Consider the following 22930-nt stretch of genomic DNA (forward strand, 5'->3'; position numbering starts at 1 on the left):
CAATTTATCAGGCAATCTGTGTGGGCACTCGAAGATACGGATTCTTAACGTCGTAAGACGCTAAATGAATACCAAGTCTCAAGAGTGAACACGTAATTCATTACGAAGTTTAATTCTTTGAGCATCAAACTTTTAAATTGAAGAGTTTGATCATGGCTCAGATTGAACGCTGGCGGCAGGCCTAACACATGCAAGTCGAACGGTAACAGAAAGAAGCTTGCTTCTTTGCTGACGAGTGGCGGACGGGTGAGTAATGTCTGGGAAACTGCCCGATGGAGGGGGATAACTACTGGAAACGGTAGCTAATACCGCATAATGTCGCAAGACCAAAGAGGGGGACCTTCGGGCCTCTTGCCATCGGATGTGCCCAGATGGGATTAGCTAGTAGGCGGGGTAACGGCCCACCTAGGCGACGATCTCTAGCTGGTCTGAGAGGATGACCAGCCACACTGGAACTGAGACACGGTCCAGACTCCTACGGGAGGCAGCAGTGGGGAATATTGCACAATGGGCGCAAGCCTGATGCAGCCATGCCGCGTGTATGAAGAAGGCCTTCGGGTTGTAAAGTACTTTCAGCGGGGAGGAAGGGAGTAAAGTTAATACCTTTGCTCATTGACGTTACCCGCAGAAGAAGCACCGGCTAACTCCGTGCCAGCAGCCGCGGTAATACGGAGGGTGCAAGCGTTAATCGGAATTACTGGGCGTAAAGCGCACGCAGGCGGTTTGTTAAGTCAGATGTGAAATCCCCGGGCTCAACCTGGGAACTGCATCTGATACTGGCAAGCTTGAGTCTCGTAGAGGGGGGTAGAATTCCAGGTGTAGCGGTGAAATGCGTAGAGATCTGGAGGAATACCGGTGGCGAAGGCGGCCCCCTGGACGAAGACTGACGCTCAGGTGCGAAAGCGTGGGGAGCAAACAGGATTAGATACCCTGGTAGTCCACGCCGTAAACGATGTCGACTTGGAGGTTGTGCCCTTGAGGCGTGGCTTCCGGAGCTAACGCGTTAAGTCGACCGCCTGGGGAGTACGGCCGCAAGGTTAAAACTCAAATGAATTGACGGGGGCCCGCACAAGCGGTGGAGCATGTGGTTTAATTCGATGCAACGCGAAGAACCTTACCTGGTCTTGACATCCACAGAACATTCCAGAGATGGGATGGTGCCTTCGGGAACTGTGAGACAGGTGCTGCATGGCTGTCGTCAGCTCGTGTTGTGAAATGTTGGGTTAAGTCCCGCAACGAGCGCAACCCTTATCCTTTGTTGCCAGCGGTCCGGCCGGGAACTCAAAGGAGACTGCCAGTGATAAACTGGAGGAAGGTGGGGATGACGTCAAGTCATCATGGCCCTTACGACCAGGGCTACACACGTGCTACAATGGCGCATACAAAGAGAAGCGACCTCGCGAGAGCAAGCGGACCTCATAAAGTGCGTCGTAGTCCGGATTGGAGTCTGCAACTCGACTCCATGAAGTCGGAATCGCTAGTAATCGTGGATCAGAATGCCACGGTGAATACGTTCCCGGGCCTTGTACACACCGCCCGTCACACCATGGGAGTGGGTTGCAAAAGAAGTAGGTAGCTTAACCTTCGGGAGGGCGCTTACCACTTTGTGATTCATGACTGGGGTGAAGTCGTAACAAGGTAACCGTAGGGGAACCTGCGGTTGGATCACCTCCTTACCTTAAAGAAGCGTTCTTTGAAGTGCTCACACAGATTGTCTGATGAAAATGAGCAGTAAAACCTCTACAGGCTTGTAGCTCAGGTGGTTAGAGCGCACCCCTGATAAGGGTGAGGTCGGTGGTTCAAGTCCACTCAGGCCTACCAAATTTGCACCGCAAATTTGAAGAGGTTTTAACTACATGTTATGGGGCTATAGCTCAGCTGGGAGAGCGCCTGCTTTGCACGCAGGAGGTCTGCGGTTCGATCCCGCATAGCTCCACCATCTCTGTAGTGATTAAATAAAAAATACTTCAGAGTGTACCTGCAAAGGTTCACTGCGAAGTTTTGCTCTTTAAAAATCTGGATCAAGCTGAAAATTGAAACACTGAACAACGAAAGTTGTTCGTGAGTCTCTCAAATTTTCGCAACACGATGATGGTTCGTAAGAAACATCTTCGGGTTGTGAGGTTAAGCGACTAAGCGTACACGGTGGATGCCCTGGCAGTCAGAGGCGATGAAGGACGTGCTAATCTGCGATAAGCGTCGGTAAGGTGATATGAACCGTTATAACCGGCGATTTCCGAATGGGGAAACCCAGTGTGATTCGTCACACTATCATTAACTGAATCCATAGGTTAATGAGGCGAACCGGGGGAACTGAAACATCTAAGTACCCCGAGGAAAAGAAATCAACCGAGATTCCCCCAGTAGCGGCGAGCGAACGGGGAGGAGCCCAGAGCCTGAATCAGTATGTGTGTTAGTGGAAGCGTCTGGAAAGGCGTGCGATACAGGGTGACAGCCCCGTACACAAAAATGCACATGCTGTGAGCTCGATGAGTAGGGCGGGACACGTGGTATCCTGTCTGAATATGGGGGGACCATCCTCCAAGGCTAAATACTCCTGACTGACCGATAGTGAACCAGTACCGTGAGGGAAAGGCGAAAAGAACCCCGGCGAGGGGAGTGAAAAAGAACCTGAAACCGTGTACGTACAAGCAGTGGGAGCCTCTTTAATGGGGTGACTGCGTACCTTTTGTATAATGGGTCAGCGACTTATATTCTGTAGCAAGGTTAACCGAATAGGGGAGCCGAAGGGAAACCGAGTCTTAACTGGGCGTTAAGTTGCAGGGTATAGACCCGAAACCCGGTGATCTAGCCATGGGCAGGTTGAAGGTTGGGTAACACTAACTGGAGGACCGAACCGACTAATGTTGAAAAATTAGCGGATGACTTGTGGCTGGGGGTGAAAGGCCAATCAAACCGGGAGATAGCTGGTTCTCCCCGAAAGCTATTTAGGTAGCGCCTCGTGAATTCATCTCCGGGGGTAGAGCACTGTTTCGGCAAGGGGGTCATCCCGACTTACCAACCCGATGCAAACTGCGAATACCGGAGAATGTTATCACGGGAGACACACGGCGGGTGCTAACGTCCGTCGTGAAGAGGGAAACAACCCAGACCGCCAGCTAAGGTCCCAAAGTCATGGTTAAGTGGGAAACGATGTGGGAAGGCCCAGACAGCCAGGATGTTGGCTTAGAAGCAGCCATCATTTAAAGAAAGCGTAATAGCTCACTGGTCGAGTCGGCCTGCGCGGAAGATGTAACGGGGCTAAACCATGCACCGAAGCTGCGGCAGCGACACTATGTGTTGTTGGGTAGGGGAGCGTTCTGTAAGCCGTTGAAGGTGTGCTGTGAGGCATGCTGGAGGTATCAGAAGTGCGAATGCTGACATAAGTAACGATAAAGCGGGTGAAAAGCCCGCTCGCCGGAAGACCAAGGGTTCCTGTCCAACGTTAATCGGGGCAGGGTGAGTCGACCCCTAAGGCGAGGCCGAAAGGCGTAGTCGATGGGAAACAGGTTAATATTCCTGTACTTGGTGTTACTGCGAAGGGGGGACGGAGAAGGCTATGTTGGCCGGGCGACGGTTGTCCCGGTTTAAGCGTGTAGGCTGATTTTCCAGGCAAATCCGGAGAATCAAGGCTGAGGCGTGATGACGAGGCACTACGGTGCTGAAGCAACAAATGCCCTGCTTCCAGGAAAAGCCTCTAAGCATCAGGTAACATCAAATCGTACCCCAAACCGACACAGGTGGTCAGGTAGAGAATACCAAGGCGCTTGAGAGAACTCGGGTGAAGGAACTAGGCAAAATGGTGCCGTAACTTCGGGAGAAGGCACGCTGATATGTAGGTGAAGCGACTTGCTCGTGGAGCTGAAATCAGTCGAAGATACCAGCTGGCTGCAACTGTTTATTAAAAACACAGCACTGTGCAAACACGAAAGTGGACGTATACGGTGTGACGCCTGCCCGGTGCCGGAAGGTTAATTGATGGGGTCAGCCGCAAGGCGAAGCTCTTGATCGAAGCCCCGGTAAACGGCGGCCGTAACTATAACGGTCCTAAGGTAGCGAAATTCCTTGTCGGGTAAGTTCCGACCTGCACGAATGGCGTAATGATGGCCAGGCTGTCTCCACCCGAGACTCAGTGAAATTGAACTCGCTGTGAAGATGCAGTGTACCCGCGGCAAGACGGAAAGACCCCGTGAACCTTTACTATAGCTTGACACTGAACATTGAGCCTTGATGTGTAGGATAGGTGGGAGGCTTTGAAGTGTGGACGCCAGTCTGCATGGAGCCGACCTTGAAATACCACCCTTTAATGTTTGATGTTCTAACGTGGACCCGTGATCCGGGTTGCGGACAGTGTCTGGTGGGTAGTTTGACTGGGGCGGTCTCCTCCTAAAGAGTAACGGAGGAGCACGAAGGTTGGCTAATCCTGGTCGGACATCAGGAGGTTAGTGCAATGGCATAAGCCAGCTTGACTGCGAGCGTGACGGCGCGAGCAGGTGCGAAAGCAGGTCATAGTGATCCGGTGGTTCTGAATGGAAGGGCCATCGCTCAACGGATAAAAGGTACTCCGGGGATAACAGGCTGATACCGCCCAAGAGTTCATATCGACGGCGGTGTTTGGCACCTCGATGTCGGCTCATCACATCCTGGGGCTGAAGTAGGTCCCAAGGGTATGGCTGTTCGCCATTTAAAGTGGTACGCGAGCTGGGTTTAGAACGTCGTGAGACAGTTCGGTCCCTATCTGCCGTGGGCGCTGGAGAACTGAGGGGGGCTGCTCCTAGTACGAGAGGACCGGAGTGGACGCATCACTGGTGTTCGGGTTGTCATGCCAATGGCACTGCCCGGTAGCTAAATGCGGAAGAGATAAGTGCTGAAAGCATCTAAGCACGAAACTTGCCCCGAGATGAGTTCTCCCTGAGACTTTAAGTCTCCTGAAGGAACGTTGAAGACGACGACGTTGATAGGCCGGGTGTGTAAGCGCAGCGATGCGTTGAGCTAACCGGTACTAATGAACCGTGAGGCTTAACCTTACAACGCCGAAGATGTTTTGGCGGATGAGAGAAGATTTTCAGCCTGATACAGATTAGATTAACCGGCGATAAGCGGGTTGATAACAGAATTTGCCTGGCGGAGATAGCGCGGTGGTCCCACCTGACCCCATGCCGAACTCAGAAGTGAAACGCCGTAGCGCCGATGGTAGTGTGGGGTCTCCCCATGCGAGAGTAGGGAACTGCCAGGCATCAAATAAAGCGAAAGGCCATCCGTAAGGATGGCCTTTTTGCGCTGGTGAAAACTCTTCCTGTCGTTATATCTACAAGCCATCCCCCCGCAGATACGGTAAACTAGCCACGTTTTTGCATCAGGAAAGCAGCTATGAACCACTCCTTAAAACCCTGGAACACCTTCGGCATTGATCGCAATGCGAAGCACATTGTATGCGTGGAAGACGAAAAACAACTACTCAATGCCTGGCAGCATGCAACCGCAGAAGGACAGCCAGTTCTTATTCTGGGTGAAGGAAGTAACGTACTTTTCCTGGAAGATTACTGCGGAACGGTGATTATCAACCGGATCAAAGGTATTGAAATTAACGATACGCCTGATGCTTGGTATTTACATGTTGGGGCGGGAGAAAACTGGCATCATCTGGTGAAATACACTTTGCAGCAAGGTATGCCCGGTCTGGAAAATCTGGCATTAATTCCGGGCTGTGTCGGCTCATCGCCTATCCAGAATATTGGTGCTTATGGCGTAGAATTACAGCGAGTTTGCGATTATGTTGACTGCGTTGAACTGACGACAGGCAAGCAAGTGCGCTTAACAGCTAAAGAGTGTCGTTTTGGTTATCGTGACAGTATTTTTAAGCATGAATATCAGGATCGCTTCGCCATTGTAGCCGTAGGTCTGCGCCTGCCAAAAGAGTGGCAACCTGTACTGACCTATGGTGACTTAACTCGTCTGGAGCCTTCAACGGTGACACCACAGCAAGTATTTGATGCGGTGTGTCATATGAGAACTACAAAACTTCCCGATCCAAAAGTGAACGGTAATGCCGGTAGTTTCTTCAAAAATCCTGTTGTTTCAGTCGAAATGGCTAAAGCGTTACTGGCACAATTTCCAACGGCACCTAATTACCTCCAGGCGGATGGTTCAGTAAAACTGGCTGCTGGCTGGCTCATCGATCAGTGTCAGCTAAAAGGGGCACAGATTGGCGGGGCTGCGGTACATCGTCAACAGGCGCTAGTTCTTATTAATGAAGGCAATGCGAAAAGTGAAGACGTCGTACAACTGGCACATCACGTAAGGCAGAAAGTCGGTGAAAGATTTAACGTCTGGCTTGAACCCGAAGTCCGCTTTATTGGTGCATCAGGTGAAGTGAGCGCAGTGGAGACAATTTCATGAAGGATAATACTGTTCCACTGAAATTGATCGCCCTGTTAGCGAACGGCGAATTTCACTCCGGCGAGCAACTGGGTGAAACGTTGGGAATGAGTCGGGCGGCTATTAATAAACACATTCAGACACTGCGTGACTGGGGTGTTGATGTATTTACCGTTCCGGGCAAAGGATACAGCCTGCCTGAACCAATCCAGTTACTTAATGCCGAACAGATATTGAGTCACCTGGATGGTGGTAATGTTGCTGTGTTACCGGTGATTGATTCTACGAACCAGTACCTCCTTGACCGTATAGGAGAGCTTAAATCGGGCGATGCCTGTGTCGCAGAATATCAGCAAGCGGGTCGTGGTCGCCGTGGGCGGAAATGGTTTTCTCCTTTTGGCGCAAACTTATATTTATCAATGTTCTGGCGTCTGGAGCAAGGCCCTGCTGCGGCGATTGGTTTAAGCCTGGTTATCGGTATCGTGATGGCGGAAGTACTACGCACGCTGGGAGCTGATAAAGTTCGTGTTAAATGGCCAAACGACCTCTATCTGCAGGATCGCAAGCTGGCGGGTATTCTCGTTGAACTGACGGGCAAAACCGGCGATGCGGCACAAATTGTCATCGGTGCCGGGATCAACATGGCCATGCGTCGAGTCGAAGAGAGTGTCGTTAATCAGGGATGGATCACCTTGCAAGAAGCGGGGATCAATCTGGATCGTAATACTCTGGCAGCCACGCTTATACGTGAATTACGGGCGGCGCTGGAACTCTTCGAGCAAGAAGGACTTACTCCTTATTTGGCTCGTTGGGAAAAACTGGATAATTTTATTAATCGCCCAGTGAAACTTATCATTGGTGATAAAGAAATATTTGGGATTTCGCGCGGGATAGATAACCAAGGTGCATTATTGCTTGAACAGGATGGGATAATTAAACCCTGGATGGGCGGTGAAATATCGCTACGAAGCGCAGATAAATAAAAAAAGGGAGCAATAGCTCCCCCTTTAAATTATTTGCGTAGTCTGACTTCTTCTACCGCATGATTAGCACTTTTGGTCAGGATCAGGCTGGCACGTTCGCGAGTAGGAAGAATATTTTGCTTTAAGTTCAGCCAGTTGATTTCCTTCCAAAGCGTCAAGGCAGTATTGATCGCTTCTTCTTTTGTTAATTTAGCGTAGTTATGGAAATAGGAATCCGGATCTGTAAAAGCGCCTTCACGGAATTTCAGGAAGCGGTTGATATACCATGTCTGCAGTAAATCTTCAGGAGCATCAACATATATCGAAAAATCGACAAAATCAGAAACAAAAACATGATGCGGATCGTGTGGGTAATCCATACCGCTCTGTAAGACATTTAATCCTTCAAGAATTAAAATATCAGGCTGCACGACAGTTTTATCGCCATCCGGGATCACATCATAAATAAGATGCGAGTAAACCGGTGCTGTAACGTTTGGCACTCCCGATTTTAGATCGGAAACAAACTTCACCAGACGATGCATATCGTACGACTCCGGGAAGCCTTTCTTCTTCATCAGACCACGTTCTTTAAGCACTTTGTTGGGATGAAGAAAACCATCGGTGGTGATCAGTTCAACACGACGGTGTTCCGGCCAACGGCTTAATAGAGCCTGTAATACACGGGCGGTCGTACTTTTCCCCACCGCAACGCTACCCGCGATGCTGATAATGTAAGGAATGCGTTGTCCGTTAGTACCAAGAAATTGTTCCAGAACTGCCTGACGGCGCAAGTTTGAGCTTATATAGAAGTTCAGCAAACGCGATAAAGGCAAATAGATCTCGGCAACTTCTTCTAACGAGAGATCCTCATTTATACCTTTGAGACGGGCGATCTCATCTTCCGATAACGTCATAGGTACGGAATCACGCAGAGCTGCCCACTGGTTGCGGTCAAACTGTAGGTAAGGCGTCATTAACGTTTGCTCTTTTATACTCATAAGCATGTTTCTGGCGATCATAGCTCTATCGGCAAAGCGATATTTGCCATGGCGCGTCACAGTTCTGTTGAATGGGTTAATGGGCAGGAGGGTAACACCAGATTGGGAGGAATAATAAGAAAAAATCTCTTTCGACAAGCTATCGTTGAAAAGCAATGTGACAGATATTCCATCTACTAAAAAGAATTGTGTTTTAGCTTGGTGCATTGTTAAACAGAATGATGCTGAAAAAGTATGCTAATCTGTCCCCAGTTTGACTGTTTCTTCATCGCGTTGTGTAAAATGTGACCGATAAAACAAATTATGCAATTTTTTAGTTGCATGAGCGCGCATGTCTCCATAGAATGCGCGCTACTTGATGCCGACTTAGCTCAGTAGGTAGAGCAACTGACTTGTAATCAGTAGGTCACCAGTTCGATTCCGGTAGTCGGCACCATCAAGTCCGGTGGGGTTCCCGAGCGGCCAAAGGGAGCAGACTGTAAATCTGCCGTCACAGACTTCGAAGGTTCGAATCCTTCCCCCACCACCAATTTCGGCCACGCGATGCGTAGCCCGAGACGATAAGTTCGCTTACCGGCTCGAATAAAGAGAGCTTCTCTCGATATTCAGTGCAGAATGAAAATCAGGTAGCCGAGTTCCAGGATGCGGGCATCGTATAATGGCTATTACCTCAGCCTTCCAAGCTGATGATGCGGGTTCGATTCCCGCTGCCCGCTCCAAGATGTGCTGATATAGCTCAGTTGGTAGAGCGCACCCTTGGTAAGGGTGAGGTCGGCAGTTCGAATCTGCCTATCAGCACCACTTCTTTTCTCCTCCCTGTTTTTTCCTTCTGTTTATTGCATTCAACAAGTCGGGCATGTTGCCTGGTTGATGTGGTGATATCACCGATTTATCCGTGTCTTAGAGGGACAATCGATGTCTAAAGAAAAGTTTGAACGTACAAAACCGCACGTTAACGTCGGTACTATCGGCCACGTTGACCATGGTAAAACAACGCTGACCGCTGCAATCACTACCGTACTGGCTAAAACCTACGGCGGTGCTGCTCGCGCATTCGATCAGATCGATAACGCGCCGGAAGAAAAAGCTCGTGGTATCACCATCAACACTTCTCACGTTGAATACGACACCCCGACCCGTCACTACGCACACGTAGACTGCCCGGGGCACGCCGACTATGTTAAAAACATGATCACTGGTGCTGCTCAGATGGATGGCGCGATCCTGGTTGTTGCTGCGACTGACGGCCCGATGCCGCAGACCCGTGAGCACATCCTGCTGGGTCGTCAGGTAGGCGTTCCGTACATCATCGTGTTCCTGAACAAATGCGACATGGTTGATGACGAAGAGCTGCTGGAACTGGTTGAAATGGAAGTTCGTGAACTTCTGTCTCAGTACGACTTCCCGGGCGACGACACTCCGATCGTTCGTGGTTCTGCACTGAAAGCGCTGGAAGGCGATGCAGAGTGGGAAGCGAAAATCCTGGAACTGGCTGGCTTCCTGGATTCTTACATTCCGGAACCAGAGCGTGCGATTGACAAGCCGTTCCTGCTGCCGATCGAAGACGTATTCTCCATCTCCGGTCGTGGTACTGTTGTTACCGGTCGTGTGGAACGCGGTATCATCAAAGTTGGCGAAGAAGTTGAAATCGTTGGTATCAAAGAGACTCAGAAGTCTACCTGTACTGGCGTTGAAATGTTCCGCAAACTGCTGGACGAAGGCCGTGCTGGTGAGAACGTAGGTGTTCTGCTGCGTGGTATCAAACGTGAAGAAATCGAACGTGGTCAGGTACTGGCTAAGCCGGGCACCATCAAGCCGCACACCAAGTTCGAATCTGAAGTGTACATTCTGTCCAAAGATGAAGGCGGCCGTCATACTCCGTTCTTCAAAGGCTACCGTCCGCAGTTCTACTTCCGTACTACTGACGTGACTGGTACTATCGAACTGCCGGAAGGCGTAGAGATGGTAATGCCGGGCGACAACATCAAAATGGTTGTTACCCTGATCCACCCGATCGCGATGGACGACGGTCTGCGTTTCGCAATCCGTGAAGGCGGCCGTACCGTTGGCGCGGGCGTTGTAGCTAAAGTTCTGAGCTAATTGCCGATAACATTTGACGCAATGCGCAATAAAAGGGCATCATTTGATGCCCTTTTTGCACGCTTTCGTACCAGAACCTGGCTCATCAGTGATTTTCTTTGTCATAATCATTGCTGAGACAGGCTCTGTTGAGGGCGTATAATCCGAAAAGCGAATACGCGTTTCGATTTGGTTTGCCTCGCGATCGCGGGGTGAAAATGTTTGTAGAATACTTCTGACAGGTTGGTTTATGAGTGCGAATACCGAAGCTCAAGGAAGCGGGCGCGGCCTGGAAGCGATGAAGTGGGTCGTTGTGGTGGCATTGCTCCTGGTGGCAATTGTCGGCAATTACCTTTATCGCGACATTATGCTGCCGCTGCGTGCGCTGGCCGTAGTAATTCTGATTGCTGCAGCGGGTGGTGTCGCGCTGTTAACGACAAAAGGTAAAGCAACCGTTGCTTTTGCCCGTGAAGCGCGTACCGAAGTCCGTAAGGTCATTTGGCCGACTCGCCAGGAAACATTGCACACCACGCTGATTGTGGCTGCGGTTACCGCAGTAATGTCACTGATCCTGTGGGGACTGGATGGTATTCTGGTTCGCCTGGTATCCTTTATCACTGGCCTGAGGTTCTGAGATGTCTGAAGCTCCTAAAAAGCGCTGGTACGTCGTTCAGGCGTTTTCCGGTTTTGAAGGCCGCGTAGCAACATCGCTGCGTGAGCATATCAAATTACACAACATGGAAGAGTTGTTTGGCGAAGTCATGGTCCCGACTGAAGAAGTCGTTGAGATCCGTGGCGGTCAGCGTCGCAAAAGCGAACGCAAATTCTTCCCTGGCTACGTCCTCGTTCAGATGGTGATGAACGATGCGAGCTGGCACCTGGTGCGCAGCGTACCGCGTGTGATGGGCTTCATCGGCGGTACTTCCGATCGTCCGGCGCCAATCAGCGATAAAGAAGTCGATGCGATTATGAACCGCCTGCAGCAGGTTGGTGATAAGCCGCGTCCGAAAACGCTGTTTGAACCAGGTGAAATGGTTCGTGTTAATGATGGTCCGTTCGCTGACTTCAACGGTGTCGTTGAAGAGGTTGATTACGAGAAGTCTCGTCTGAAAGTCTCTGTTTCTATCTTTGGTCGTGCGACCCCGGTAGAACTGGACTTCAGCCAGGTTGAAAAAGCCTAACACAGCGATCAAAAAAGCGGCGATTAAATCGTTGCACAAGGCGCGAGATTGGAATACAATTTCGCGCCTTTTGTTTTTATGGGCCTTGCCCGTAAAACGATTTTTTATATCACGGGGAGCCTCTCTGAGGCGCTATTACCCAACTTGAGGAATTTATAATGGCTAAGAAAGTACAAGCCTATGTCAAGCTGCAGGTTGCGGCTGGTATGGCTAACCCGAGTCCGCCAGTAGGTCCGGCTCTGGGTCAGCAGGGCGTAAACATCATGGAATTCTGCAAAGCGTTCAACGCAAAAACTGATTCCATCGAAAAAGGTCTGCCGATTCCGGTAGTTATCACCGTTTACGCTGACCGTTCTTTCACTTTCGTTACCAAGACTCCGCCGGCAGCAGTTCTGCTGAAAAAAGCGGCTGGTATCAAGTCCGGTTCCGGTAAGCCGAACAAAGACAAAGTGGGTAAAATTTCCCGCGCTCAGTTGCAGGAAATCGCGCAGACCAAAGCTGCCGACATGACCGGTGCCGACATTGAAGCGATGACTCGCTCCATCGAAGGTACTGCACGTTCCATGGGCCTGGTAGTGGAGGACTAAGAAATGGCTAAACTGACCAAGCGCATGCGTGTTATCCGCGAGAAAGTTGATGCGACCAAACAGTACGACATCAACGAAGCTATCGCTCTGCTGAAAGAGCTGGCGACTGCTAAATTCGTAGAAAGCGTGGACGTTGCTGTTAACCTCGGCATCGACGCTCGTAAATCTGACCAGAACGTACGTGGCGCAACTGTACTGCCGCACGGTACTGGCCGTTCCGTTCGCGTAGCCGTATTTACCCAGGGCGCAAATGCTGAAGCTGCTAAAGCTGCAGGCGCTGAGCTGGTAGGTATGGAAGATCTGGCTGATCAGATCAAGAAAGGCGAAATGAACTTTGACGTTGTTATTGCTTCTCCGGATGCAATGCGCGTTGTTGGCCAACTGGGCCAGGTTCTGGGTCCGCGCGGCCTGATGCCAAACCCGAAAGTGGGTACTGTAACGCCGAACGTAGCTGAAGCGGTTAAAAACGCTAAAGCTGGCCAGATCCGTTACCGTAACGACAAAAACGGCATCATCCACACCACCATCGGTAAAGTGGACTTTGACGCTGACAAACTGAAAGAAAACCTGGAAGCTCTGCTGGTTGCGCTGAAAAAAGCAAAACCTACTCAGGCGAAAGGCGTGTACATCAAGAAAGTTAGCATCTCCACCACCATGGGTGCAGGTGTTGCAGTTGACCAGGCTGGCCTGAGCGCTTCTGCAAACTAATGCCTTTACGTGGGCGGTGATTTTGTCTACAATCTTACCCCCACGTACGTTAACGAAAGTTAGCGGCTAAAAAGATTTGTTCGTTGGAGCCTGGCCTAATCCAGGCCTCCGTCGAAGACCGCAGGTGTTTCGTAAGAGACTTAATACCCTGCGTAGACGGTGACAGAACGCTAAGATTATTTTTTTATATTCTGGCTTGTTTCTGCTCACCGTAATTAAGACGCTCTCTCCGTTTGGAGGAGTGAAGTGAGTTCCAGAGATTTTCTCTGGCAAACATCCAGGAGCAAAGCTAATGGCTTTAAATCTTCAAGACAAACAAGCGATTGTTGCTGAAGTCAGCGAAGTAGCCAAAGGCGCGCTGTCTGCAGTAGTTGCGGATTCCCGTGGCGTAACTGTAGATAAAATGACTGAACTGCGTAAAGCAGGTCGCGAAGCTGGCGTATACATGCGTGTTGTTCGTAACACCCTGCTGCGTCGTGCTGTTGAAGGTACTCCGTTCGAGTGCCTGAAAGATGCGTTTGTTGGTCCGACCCTTATTGCATACTCTATGGAACACCCGGGCGCTGCTGCTCGTCTGTTCAAAGAGTTCGCGAAAGCGAATGCAAAATTTGAGGTCAAAGCCGCTGCCTTTGAAGGTGAGCTGATCCCGGCGTCTCAGATCGACCGCCTGGCAACTCTGCCGACCTACGAAGAAGCAATTGCACGCCTGATGGCAACCATGAAAGAAGCTTCGGCTGGCAAACTGGTTCGTACTCTGGCTGCTGTACGCGATGCGAAAGAAGCTGCTTAATCGCAGTTATCTGTTTAACGCATTCGCTTACGTATAAACTTATTCTGATATTCAGGAACAATTTAAATGTCTATCACTAAAGATCAAATCATTGAAGCAGTTGCAGCTATGTCTGTAATGGACGTTGTAGAACTGATCTCTGCAATGGAAGAAAAATTCGGTGTTTCCGCTGCTGCTGCTGTAGCTGTAGCTGCTGGCCCGGTTGAAGCTGCTGAAGAAAAAACTGAATTCGACGTAATTCTGAAAGCTGCTGGCGCTAACAAAGTTGCTGTTATCAAAGCAGTACGTGGCGCAACTGGCCTGGGTCTGAAAGAAGCTAAAGACCTGGTAGAATCTGCTCCGGCTGCTCTGAAAGAAGGCGTGAGCAAAGATGACGCTGAAGCACTGAAAAAAGCTCTGGAAGAAGCTGGCGCTGAAGTTGAAGTTAAATAAGCCAACCCTTCCGGTTGCAGCCTGAGGAATCAGGCTGATGGCTGGTGACTTTTTAGTCACCAGCCTTTTTGCGCTGTAAGGCGCCAGTAGCGTTTCACACTGTTTGACTACTGCTGTGCCTTTCAATGCTTGTTTCTATCGACGACTTAATATACTGCGACAGAGCGTCCGCTCTGTGTAAATCGCAATGAAATGGTTTAAGCGTGATAGCAACAGGCATTGCGGAAAGTATCCATTTTCCGGTCAACAAAATAGTGTTGCACAAACTGTCCGCTCAATGGACAGATGGGTCGACTTGTCAGCGAGCTGAGGAACCCTATGGTTTACTCCTATACCGAGAAAAAACGTATTCGTAAGGATTTTGGTAAACGTCCACAAGTTCTGGATGTGCCTTATCTCCTTTCTATCCAGCTTGACTCGTTTCAGAAATTTATCGAGCAAGATCCTGAAGGGCAGTATGGTCTGGAAGCTGCTTTCCGTTCCGTGTTCCCGATTCAGAGCTACAGCGGTAATTCCGAGCTGCAATACGTCAGCTACCGCCTTGGCGAACCGGTGTTTGACGTCCAGGAATGTCAAATCCGTGGCGTGACCTATTCCGCACCGCTGCGCGTTAAACTGCGTCTGGTGATCTATGAGCGCGAAGCGCCGGAAGGCACCGTAAAAGACATTAAAGAACAAGAAGTCTACATGGGCGAAATTCCGCTCATGACTGACAACGGTACTTTTGTTATCAATGGTACTGAGCGTGTTATCGTTTCCCAGTTGCACCGTAGTCCGGGCGTCTTCTTCGACTCCGACAAAGGTAAAACCCACTCTTCGGGTAAAGTACTGTATAACGCGCGTATTATTCCTTACCGTGGTTCCTGGCTGGACTTCGAATTCGATCCGAAGGACAACCTGTTCGTACGTATTGACCGTCGCCGTAAACTGCCTGCGACCATCATTCTGCGTGCCCTGAACTACACCACTGAACAGATCCTCGACCTGTTCTTCGAAAAAGTTATTTTCGAAATCCGTGATAACAAGCTGCAGATGGAACTGGTGCCGGAACGCCTGCGTGGTGAAACCGCATCTTTTGACATCGAAGCTAACGGTAAAGTGTACGTAGAAAAAGGCCGCCGTATTACTGCGCGCCACATTCGCCAACTGGAAAAAGACGACGTAAAACTGATCGAAGTCCCGGTTGAGTACATCGCAGGTAAAGTAGTTGCTAAAGACTATATTGATGAGTCTACCGGCGAGCTGATCTGCGCAGCGAACATGGAGCTGAGCCTGGATCTGCTGGCTAAGCTGAGCCAGTCTGGTCACAAGCGTATCGAAACGCTGTTCACCAACGATCTGGATCACGGCCCGTATATCTCTGAAACCTTACGTGTCGACCCAACTAATGACCGTCTGAGCGCACTGGTAGAAATCTACCGTATGATGCGTCCTGGCGAGCCGCCGACTCGTGAAGCCGCTGAAAGCCTGTTTGAGAACCTGTTCTTCTCCGAAGACCGCTATGATCTGTCTGCGGTTGGTCGTATGAAGTTCAACCGTTCTCTGCTGCGTGAAGAAATTGAAGGTTCTGGTATCCTGAGCAAAGACGACATCATTGATGTTATGAAAAAGCTCATTGATATCCGTAACGGTAAAGGCGAAGTCGATGATATCGACCACCTCGGCAACCGTCGTATCCGTTCTGTTGGCGAAATGGCGGAAAACCAGTTCCGCGTTGGCCTGGTACGTGTAGAGCGTGCGGTGAAAGAGCGTCTGTCTCTGGGCGATCTGGATACCCTGATGCCTCAGGACATGATCAACGCCAAGCCGATTTCTGCAGCAGTGAAAGAGTTCTTTGGTTCCAGTCAGTTGTCTCAGTTTATGGACCAGAACAACCCACTGTCTGAGATTACGCACAAACGTCGTATCTCCGCACTCGGCCCAGGCGGTCTGACCCGTGAACGCGCAGGCTTCGAGGTTCGAGACGTACACCCGACTCACTACGGTCGCGTATGTCCAATCGAAACCCCTGAAGGTCCGAACATCGGTCTGATCAACTCCCTGTCCGTGTACGCACAGACTAACGAATACGGCTTCCTTGAGACTCCGTATCGTAAAGTAACCGACGGTGTTGTAACTGACGAAATTCACTACCTGTCTGCTATCGAAGAAGGCAACTACGTTATCGCCCAGGCGAACTCCAACCTGGATGAAGAAGGCCACTTCGTAGAAGATCTGGTAACCTGCCGTAGCAAAGGCGAATCCAGCTTGTTCAGCCGCGACCAGGTTGACTACATGGACGTATCCACCCAGCAGGTGGTATCCGTCGGTGCGTCCCTGATCCCGTTCCTTGAACACGATGACGCCAACCGTGCATTGATGGGTGCGAACATGCAACGTCAGGCCGTTCCGACTCTGCGTGCTGATAAGCCGCTGGTTGGTACTGGTATGGAACGTGCTGTTGCCGTTGACTCCGGTGTAACTGCGGTTGCTAAACGTGGTGGTGTCGTTCAGTACGTGGATGCTTCCCGTATCGTTATCAAAGTTAACGAAGACGAGATGTACCCGGGCGAAGCAGGTATCGACATCTACAACCTGACCAAATACACCCGTTCTAACCAGAACACCTGTATCAACCAGATGCCTTGCGTGTCTCTGGGTGAGCCGGTTGAGCGTGGTGATGTGCTGGCTGATGGCCCGTCCACCGACCTCGGTGAACTGGCGCTCGGTCAGAACATGCGCGTGGCGTTCATGCCGTGGAACGGCTACAACTTCGAAGACTCCATCCTCGTCTCCGAGCGTGTTGTTCAGGAAGACCGTTTCACCACCATCCACATCCAGGAGCTGGCGTGTGTGTCTCGTGACACCAAGCTGGGGCCAGAAGAGATCACCGCTGATATCCCGAACGTGGGTGAAGCTGCGCTCTCCAAACTGGATGAATCCGGTATCGTTTACATTGGTGCGGAAGTGACCGGTGGCGACATTCTGGTTGGTAAGGTAACGCCGAAAGGTGAAACCCAACTGACCCCAGAAGAGAAACTGTTGCGTGCGATCTTCGGTGAGAAAGCGTCTGACGTTAAAGACTCTTCTCTACGTGTACCAAACGGTGTATCCGGTACGGTTATCGACGTTCAGGTCTTTACTCGCGATGGCGTAGAAAAAGACAAACGTGCGTTGGAAATCGAAGAAATGCAGCTCAAACAGGCGAAGAAAGACCTGTCTGAAGAACTGCAGATCCTCGAAGCGGGTCTGTTCAGCCGTATCCGAGCTGTGCTGGTAGCCGGTGGTGTTGAAGCTGAGAAGCTCGACAAACTGCCGCGCGATCGCTGGCTGGAACTGGGCCTGACCGACGAAGAGAAACAAAATCAGCTAGAACAACTGGCTGAGCAGTATGACGAACTGAAACACGAGTTCGAGAAGAAACTCGAAGCGAAACGCCGCAAAATCACCCAGGGTGACGATCTGGCACCGGGCGTGCTGAAGATTGTTAAGGTATATCTGGCGGTTAAACGCCGTATCCAGCCTGGTGACAAGATGGCAGGTCGTCACGGTAACAAGGGTGTAATTTCTAAGATCAACCCGATCGAAGATATGCCTTACGATGAAAACGGTACGCCGGTAGACATCGTACTGAACCCGCTGGGCGTACCGTCTCGTATGAACATCGGTCAGATTCTGGAAACCCACCTGGGTATGGCTGCTAAAGGTATCGGTGACAAGATCAATGCCATGCTGAAACAGCAGCAGGAAGTCGCGAAACTGCGCGAGTTCATCCAGCGTGCCTACGATCTGGGCGCTGACGTTCGTCAGAAAGTTGACCTGAGTACCTTCAGCGATGAAGAAGTGATGCGCCTGGCTGAAAACCTGCGCAAAGGTATGCCGATCGCAACGCCGGTATTCGACGGTGCGAAAGAAGCGGAAATTAAAGAGCTTCTGAAACTTGGCGACCTGCCGACTTCTGGTCAGATCACCCTGTACGACGGCCGCACTGGTGAACAGTTCGAACGCCCGGTAACCGTAGGTTACATGTACATGCTGAAACTGAACCACCTGGTCGACGACAAGATGCACGCGCGTTCTACCGGTTCTTACAGCCTGGTTACTCAGCAGCCGCTGGGTGGTAAGGCACAGTTCGGTGGTCAGCGTTTCGGGGAGATGGAAGTGTGGGCGCTGGAAGCATACGGCGCGGCATACACCCTGCAGGAAATGCTCACCGTTAAGTCTGATGACGTGAACGGTCGTACCAAGATGTATAAGAACATCGTGGACGGCAACCATCAGATGGAACCGGGCATGCCAGAATCCTTCAACGTATTGTTGAAAGAGATTCGTTCGCTGGGTATCAACATCGAACTGGAAGACGAGTAATTCTCGCTCAAACAGGTCACTGCTGTCGGGGTAAAACCCGGCAGCGGATTGTGCTAACTCCGACGGGAGCAAATCCGTGAAAGATTTATTAAAGTTTCTGAAAGCGCAGACTAAAACCGAAGAGTTTGATGCGATCAAAATTGCTCTGGCTTCGCCAGACATGATCCGTTCATGGTCTTTCGGTGAAGTTAAAAAGCCGGAAACCATCAACTACCGTACGTTCAAACCAGAACGTGACGGCCTTTTCTGCGCCCGTATCTTTGGGCCGGTAAAAGATTACGAGTGCCTGTGCGGTAAGTACAAGCGCCTGAAACACCGCGGCGTCATCTGTGAGAAGTGCGGCGTTGAAGTGACCCAGACTAAAGTACGCCGTGAGCGTATGGGTCACATCGAGCTGGCTTCTCCGACTGCGCACATTTGGTTCCTGAAATCGCTGCCGTCCCGTATCGGTCTGCTGCTCGATATGCCGCTGCGTGATATCGAACGCGTACTGTACTTCGAATCCTATGTTGTTATCGAAGGCGGTATGACCAACCTGGAACGTCAACAGATCCTGACTGAAGAACAGTATCTGGATGCGCTGGAAGAGTTCGGTGATGAATTCGACGCGAAGATGGGTGCGGAAGCTATTCAGGCACTGCTGAAGAGCATGGATCTGGAGCAAGAGTGTGAAACTCTGCGTGAAGAGCTGAACGAAACCAACTCCGAAACCAAGCGTAAAAAACTGACCAAGCGTATCAAACTGCTGGAAGCATTCGTTCAGTCTGGTAACAAGCCAGAGTGGATGATCCTGACCGTTCTGCCGGTTCTGCCGCCAGATCTGCGTCCGCTGGTTCCGCTGGATGGTGGTCGTTTCGCGACTTCTGACCTGAACGATCTGTATCGTCGCGTCATTAACCGTAACAACCGTCTGAAACGTCTGCTGGATCTGGCAGCGCCGGACATCATCGTACGTAACGAAAAACGTATGCTGCAGGAAGCGGTTGATGCCCTGCTGGATAACGGTCGTCGCGGTCGTGCGATCACCGGTTCTAACAAGCGTCCTCTGAAATCTTTGGCCGACATGATCAAAGGTAAACAGGGTCGTTTCCGTCAGAACCTGCTCGGTAAACGTGTTGACTACTCCGGTCGTTCTGTAATCACCGTAGGTCCATACCTGCGTCTGCATCAGTGCGGTCTGCCGAAGAAAATGGCGCTGGAGCTGTTCAAACCGTTCATCTACGGCAAGCTGGAACTGCGTGGTCTTGCTACCACCATCAAAGCTGCTAAGAAAATGGTTGAACGTGAAGAAGCTGTCGTTTGGGATATCCTGGACGAAGTTATCCGCGAACACCCGGTACTGCTGAACCGTGCACCGACTCTGCACCGTCTGGGTATCCAGGCATTTGAGCCGGTACTGATCGAAGGTAAAGCTATCCAGCTACACCCGCTGGTTTGTGCGGCATATAACGCCGACTTCGATGGTGACCAGATGGCTGTTCACGTACCGCTGACGCTGGAAGCCCAGCTCGAAGCGCGTGCGCTGATGATGTCTACCAACAACATCCTGTCTCCGGCGAACGGCGAACCAATCATCGTTCCGTCTCAGGACGTTGTGCTGGGTCTGTACTACATGACCCGTGACTGTGTTAACGCCAAAGGCGAAGGCATGGTGCTGACTGGCCCGAAAGAAGCTGAGCGTATTTATCGCGCTGGCCTGGCCTCTCTGCATGCGCGCGTTAAAGTGCGTATCACCGAGTATGAAAAAGATGCTAACGGTGAATTAGTCGCGAAAACCAGCCTGAAAGACACGACCGTTGGCCGTGCCATTCTGTGGATGATTGTACCGAAAGGTCTGCCTTACTCCATCGTCAACCAGGCGCTGGGTAAAAAAGCAATCTCCAAAATGCTGAACACCTGCTACCGCATTCTCGGTCTGAAACCGACCGTTATTTTTGCGGACCAGATCATGTACACCGGCTTTGCATATGCAGCGCGTTCCGGTGCATCTGTTGGTATTGATGACATGGTCATCCCGGAGAAGAAACACGAAATCATCTCCGAGGCAGAAGCAGAAGTTGCTGAAATTCAGGAGCAGTTCCAGTCTGGTCTGGTAACTGCGGGCGAACGCTACAACAAAGTTATCGATATCTGGGCTGCGGCGAACGATCGTGTATCCAAAGCGATGATGGATAACCTGCAAACTGAAACCGTTATTAACCGTGACGGTCAGGAAGAGAAGCAGGTTTCCTTCAACAGCATCTACATGATGGCCGACTCCGGTGCGCGTGGTTCTGCGGCACAGATTCGTCAGCTTGCGGGTATGCGTGGTCTGATGGCGAAGCCGGATGGCTCCATCATCGAAACGCCAATCACCGCGAACTTCCGTGAAGGTCTGAACGTACTCCAGTACTTCATCTCCACCCACGGTGCTCGTAAAGGTCTGGCGGATACCGCACTGAAAACCGCGAACTCCGGTTACCTGACTCGTCGTCTGGTTGACGTCGCGCAGGACCTGGTGGTTACCGAAGATGATTGTGGTACTCATGAAGGTATCATGATGACCCCAGTTATCGAGGGTGGCGACGTTAAAGAGCCGCTGCGCGATCGCGTACTGGGTCGTGTAACTGCTGAAGACGTTCTGAAGCCGGGTACTGCTGACATCCTCGTTCCGCGCAACACACTGCTGCACGAACAGTGGTGTGACCTGCTGGAAGAGAACTCTGTCGACGCGGTTAAAGTTCGTTCTGTTGTATCTTGTGACACCGACTTTGGTGTATGTGCGCACTGCTACGGTCGTGACCTGGCGCGTGGCCACATCATCAATAAAGGTGAAGCTATCGGTGTTATCGCGGCACAGTCCATCGGTGAACCGGGTACACAGTTGACCATGCGTACGTTCCACATCGGTGGTGCGGCATCGCGTGCGGCTGCTGAATCCAGCATCCAGGTGAAAAACAAAGGTAGCATCAAACTCAGCAACGTGAAGTCGGTTGTGAACTCCAGCGGTAAACTGGTTATCACTTCCCGTAACACCGAACTGAAACTGATCGACGAATTTGGTCGTACCAAAGAAAGCTACAAAGTGCCTTACGGTGCGGTACTGGCGAAAGGCGATGGCGAACAGGTTGCTGGCGGCGAAACCGTTGCAAACTGGGATCCGCACACCATGCCAGTTATCACTGAAGTAAGCGGTTTTGTTCGCTTTACTGACATGATCGACGGCCAGACCATTACTCGTCAGACCGACGAATTGACCGGTCTGTCTTCGCTGGTTGTTCTGGATTCTGCAGAGCGTACCGCAGGTGGTAAAGATCTGCGTCCGGCACTGAAAATCGTTGATGCTCAGGGTAACGACGTTCTGATCCCAGGTACTGATATGCCTGCGCAGTACTTCCTGCCGGGTAAAGCGATTGTTCAACTGGAAGATGGCGTACAGATCAGCTCTGGTGACACTCTGGCGCGTATTCCGCAGGAATCTGGCGGTACTAAAGACATCACCGGTGGTCTGCCGCGCGTTGCAGACCTGTTTGAAGCTCGTCGTCCGAAAGAGCCGGCAATCCTGGCTGAAATCAGCGGTGTCGTTTCCTTCGGTAAAGAAACCAAAGGCAAACGTCGTCTGGTTATCACCCCGGTAGACGGCAGCGAACCGTACGAAGAGATGATTCCGAAATGGCGTCAGCTCAACGTGTTCGAAGGTGAACGTGTAGAACGTGGTGACGTTATTTCCGACGGTCCGGAAGCACCGCACGACATTCTGCGTCTGCGTGGTGTTCATGCTGTTACTCGTTACATCGTTAACGAAGTACAGGACGTATACCGTCTGCAGGGCGTTAAGATTAACGATAAACACATCGAAGTTATCGTTCGTCAGATGCTGCGTAAAGCCACCATCGTTAACGCAGGTAGCTCCGACTTCCTGGAAGGCGAACAGGTTGAATACTCTCGCGTCAAGATCGCAAACCGCGAACTGGAAGCGAACGGCAAAGTGGGGGCAACTTACTCCCGCGATCTGCTGGGTATCACCAAAGCGTCTCTGGCAACCGAGTCCTTCATCTCTGCAGCATCGTTCCAGGAAACTACACGTGTCCTGACCGAAGCCGCTGTTGCAGGTAAACGTGATGAACTGCGCGGTCTGAAAGAGAACGTTATCGTTGGTCGTCTGATCCCAGCCGGTACGGGTTATGCGTATCACCAGGATCGTATGCGCCGCCGTGCCGCAGGTGAGGCTCCGGCTGCACCGCAGGTGACTGCAGAAGACGCATCTGCCAGCCTGGCAGAACTGCTGAACGCAGGTCTTGGTGGTTCTGACAACGAGTAATCGTTAATCCACAAATAACTTAAAAACCCGCTTCGGCGGGTTTTTTTATGGGTTTAGTTCAGAATTCATATAGTTAACCAGAAATATTAAGAAAGGCAGGGCGAAACGAGGAAGAAGCTTTTCGCCCTGGACAACATTCCTGCTGACGGCACTACCATAAAAAAA

At 51.0% G+C, this 22930-nt stretch carries 12 protein-coding genes, 6 tRNA genes and 3 rRNA genes; 20 read left to right on the top strand and 1 reads right to left on the bottom strand.

The features are described from left to right. The first annotated feature begins 134 nt into the window (after positions 1 to 134). From A1SC_RS05050 to birA, 7 genes are all read left to right on the top strand, one after another. Positions 135 to 1676: ribosomal RNA gene (locus tag A1SC_RS05050) — 16S ribosomal RNA — on the top strand. A gap of 68 nt (positions 1677 to 1744) precedes the next feature. Beyond that, a tRNA-Ile gene (locus A1SC_RS05045) sits at positions 1745 to 1821 on the top strand. A gap of 42 nt (positions 1822 to 1863) precedes the next feature. After that, positions 1864 to 1939: transfer RNA gene (locus A1SC_RS05040), tRNA-Ala, on the top strand. A 183-nt stretch (positions 1940 to 2122) separates the two neighbouring features. Further along, a 23S ribosomal RNA gene (locus A1SC_RS05035) occupies positions 2123 to 5027 on the top strand. Between the two features lie 93 nt (positions 5028 to 5120). Beyond that, positions 5121 to 5236: ribosomal RNA gene (rrf, locus tag A1SC_RS05030) — 5S ribosomal RNA — on the top strand. Together the 16S, 23S and 5S rRNA genes with 2 tRNA genes alongside form the textbook arrangement of a ribosomal RNA operon. A 134-nt stretch (positions 5237 to 5370) precedes the next feature. Next, a complete protein-coding gene (gene murB, locus A1SC_RS05025; RefSeq protein WP_001016702.1) occupies positions 5371 to 6399 on the top strand; it encodes a UDP-N-acetylmuramate dehydrogenase in 1029 nt (342 codons plus the stop codon). Then, the gene (gene birA / locus A1SC_RS05020) at positions 6396 to 7361 is read left to right on the top strand and encodes a bifunctional biotin--[acetyl-CoA-carboxylase] ligase/biotin operon repressor BirA (protein WP_000654622.1); all 966 of its coding nucleotides are present in this window, start codon (positions 6396 to 6398) and stop codon (positions 7359 to 7361) included. The genes murB and birA overlap by 4 nt, the downstream gene beginning before the upstream one ends. 29 nt (positions 7362 to 7390) lie before the next feature. Here birA and coaA read toward each other — a convergent pair whose 3' ends face one another. Beyond that, a complete protein-coding gene (gene coaA, locus A1SC_RS05015; protein ID WP_000023077.1) occupies positions 7391 to 8341 on the bottom strand; it encodes a type I pantothenate kinase in 951 nt (316 codons plus the stop codon). A gap of 360 nt (positions 8342 to 8701) precedes the next feature. On the opposite strand from coaA, the gene A1SC_RS05010 reads away from it, so the two are divergent. From A1SC_RS05010 to rpoC, 13 genes are all read left to right on the top strand, one after another. Then, a tRNA-Thr gene (locus tag A1SC_RS05010) sits at positions 8702 to 8777 on the top strand. Between the two features lie 8 nt (positions 8778 to 8785). After that, positions 8786 to 8870, top strand: a tRNA-Tyr gene (locus tag A1SC_RS05005). A gap of 115 nt (positions 8871 to 8985) precedes the next feature. Continuing rightward, positions 8986 to 9060: transfer RNA gene (locus A1SC_RS05000), tRNA-Gly, on the top strand. A gap of 6 nt (positions 9061 to 9066) precedes the next feature. After that, positions 9067 to 9142 (top strand) — tRNA-Thr (locus tag A1SC_RS04995). Positions 9143 to 9256: 114 nt separating this feature from the next. Then, entirely contained in the window at positions 9257 to 10441 is a 1185-nt protein-coding gene (gene tuf / locus A1SC_RS04990) for an elongation factor Tu (protein WP_000031784.1), read from the top strand. A gap of 229 nt (positions 10442 to 10670) precedes the next feature. Beyond that, positions 10671 to 11054, top strand: a complete 384-nt coding sequence (secE, locus tag A1SC_RS04985; RefSeq protein WP_001275702.1) for a preprotein translocase subunit SecE — start codon at positions 10671 to 10673, stop codon at positions 11052 to 11054. Position 11055: 1 nt separating this feature from the next. Further along, on the top strand, positions 11056 to 11601 hold the full coding sequence (gene nusG, locus A1SC_RS04980) for a transcription termination/antitermination protein NusG (RefSeq protein ID WP_001287521.1): 546 nt from the start codon (positions 11056 to 11058) through the stop codon (positions 11599 to 11601). A gap of 158 nt (positions 11602 to 11759) precedes the next feature. Then, the gene (rplK, locus tag A1SC_RS04975) at positions 11760 to 12188 is read left to right on the top strand and encodes a 50S ribosomal protein L11 (RefSeq protein ID WP_001085926.1); all 429 of its coding nucleotides are present in this window, start codon (positions 11760 to 11762) and stop codon (positions 12186 to 12188) included. A 3-nt stretch (positions 12189 to 12191) separates the two neighbouring features. Next, a complete protein-coding gene (gene rplA / locus A1SC_RS04970; RefSeq protein ID WP_001096679.1) occupies positions 12192 to 12896 on the top strand; it encodes a 50S ribosomal protein L1 in 705 nt (234 codons plus the stop codon). Between the two features lie 292 nt (positions 12897 to 13188). Further along, complete coding sequence (rplJ, locus tag A1SC_RS04965; RefSeq protein WP_001207201.1) at positions 13189 to 13686, top strand: 50S ribosomal protein L10; 498 nt, start codon at positions 13189 to 13191, stop codon at positions 13684 to 13686. Between the two features lie 66 nt (positions 13687 to 13752). After that, positions 13753 to 14118, top strand: coding sequence for a 50S ribosomal protein L7/L12 (gene rplL / locus A1SC_RS04960; RefSeq protein ID WP_000028878.1), 366 nt, complete (start codon positions 13753 to 13755; stop codon positions 14116 to 14118). 318 nt (positions 14119 to 14436) lie between these two features. Continuing rightward, positions 14437 to 18465 carry a DNA-directed RNA polymerase subunit beta gene (gene rpoB / locus A1SC_RS04955; protein WP_001314338.1) on the top strand — a complete coding sequence of 1343 codons (4029 nt, stop codon included), beginning with the start codon at positions 14437 to 14439 and terminating at the stop codon, positions 18463 to 18465. 76 nt (positions 18466 to 18541) lie between these two features. Beyond that, the gene (rpoC, locus tag A1SC_RS04950; RefSeq protein WP_000653962.1) at positions 18542 to 22765 is read left to right on the top strand and encodes a DNA-directed RNA polymerase subunit beta'; all 4224 of its coding nucleotides are present in this window, start codon (positions 18542 to 18544) and stop codon (positions 22763 to 22765) included. The last annotated feature ends 165 nt before the right edge of the window (positions 22766 to 22930 follow it).

Source organism: Escherichia sp. KTE52 (assembly GCF_000408325.1).
GTDB lineage: Bacteria > Pseudomonadota > Gammaproteobacteria > Enterobacterales > Enterobacteriaceae > Escherichia > Escherichia marmotae.

Coding starts and splice junctions, on each gene's coding strand:
- rplK (WP_001085926.1), top strand. CDS start 11,760: ATGGCTAAGAAAGTACAAGCCTATGTCAAGCTGCAGGTTGCGGCTGGT.
- coaA (WP_000023077.1), bottom strand. CDS start 8,341: ATGAGTATAAAAGAGCAAACGTTAATGACGCCTTACCTACAGTTTGAC.
- birA (WP_000654622.1), top strand. CDS start 6,396: ATGAAGGATAATACTGTTCCACTGAAATTGATCGCCCTGTTAGCGAAC.
- rplL (WP_000028878.1), top strand. CDS start 13,753: ATGTCTATCACTAAAGATCAAATCATTGAAGCAGTTGCAGCTATGTCT.
- tuf (WP_000031784.1), top strand. CDS start 9,257: ATGTCTAAAGAAAAGTTTGAACGTACAAAACCGCACGTTAACGTCGGT.
- rplA (WP_001096679.1), top strand. CDS start 12,192: ATGGCTAAACTGACCAAGCGCATGCGTGTTATCCGCGAGAAAGTTGAT.
- rplJ (WP_001207201.1), top strand. CDS start 13,189: ATGGCTTTAAATCTTCAAGACAAACAAGCGATTGTTGCTGAAGTCAGC.
- nusG (WP_001287521.1), top strand. CDS start 11,056: ATGTCTGAAGCTCCTAAAAAGCGCTGGTACGTCGTTCAGGCGTTTTCC.
- rpoB (WP_001314338.1), top strand. CDS start 14,437: ATGGTTTACTCCTATACCGAGAAAAAACGTATTCGTAAGGATTTTGGT.
- murB (WP_001016702.1), top strand. CDS start 5,371: ATGAACCACTCCTTAAAACCCTGGAACACCTTCGGCATTGATCGCAAT.
- secE (WP_001275702.1), top strand. CDS start 10,671: ATGAGTGCGAATACCGAAGCTCAAGGAAGCGGGCGCGGCCTGGAAGCG.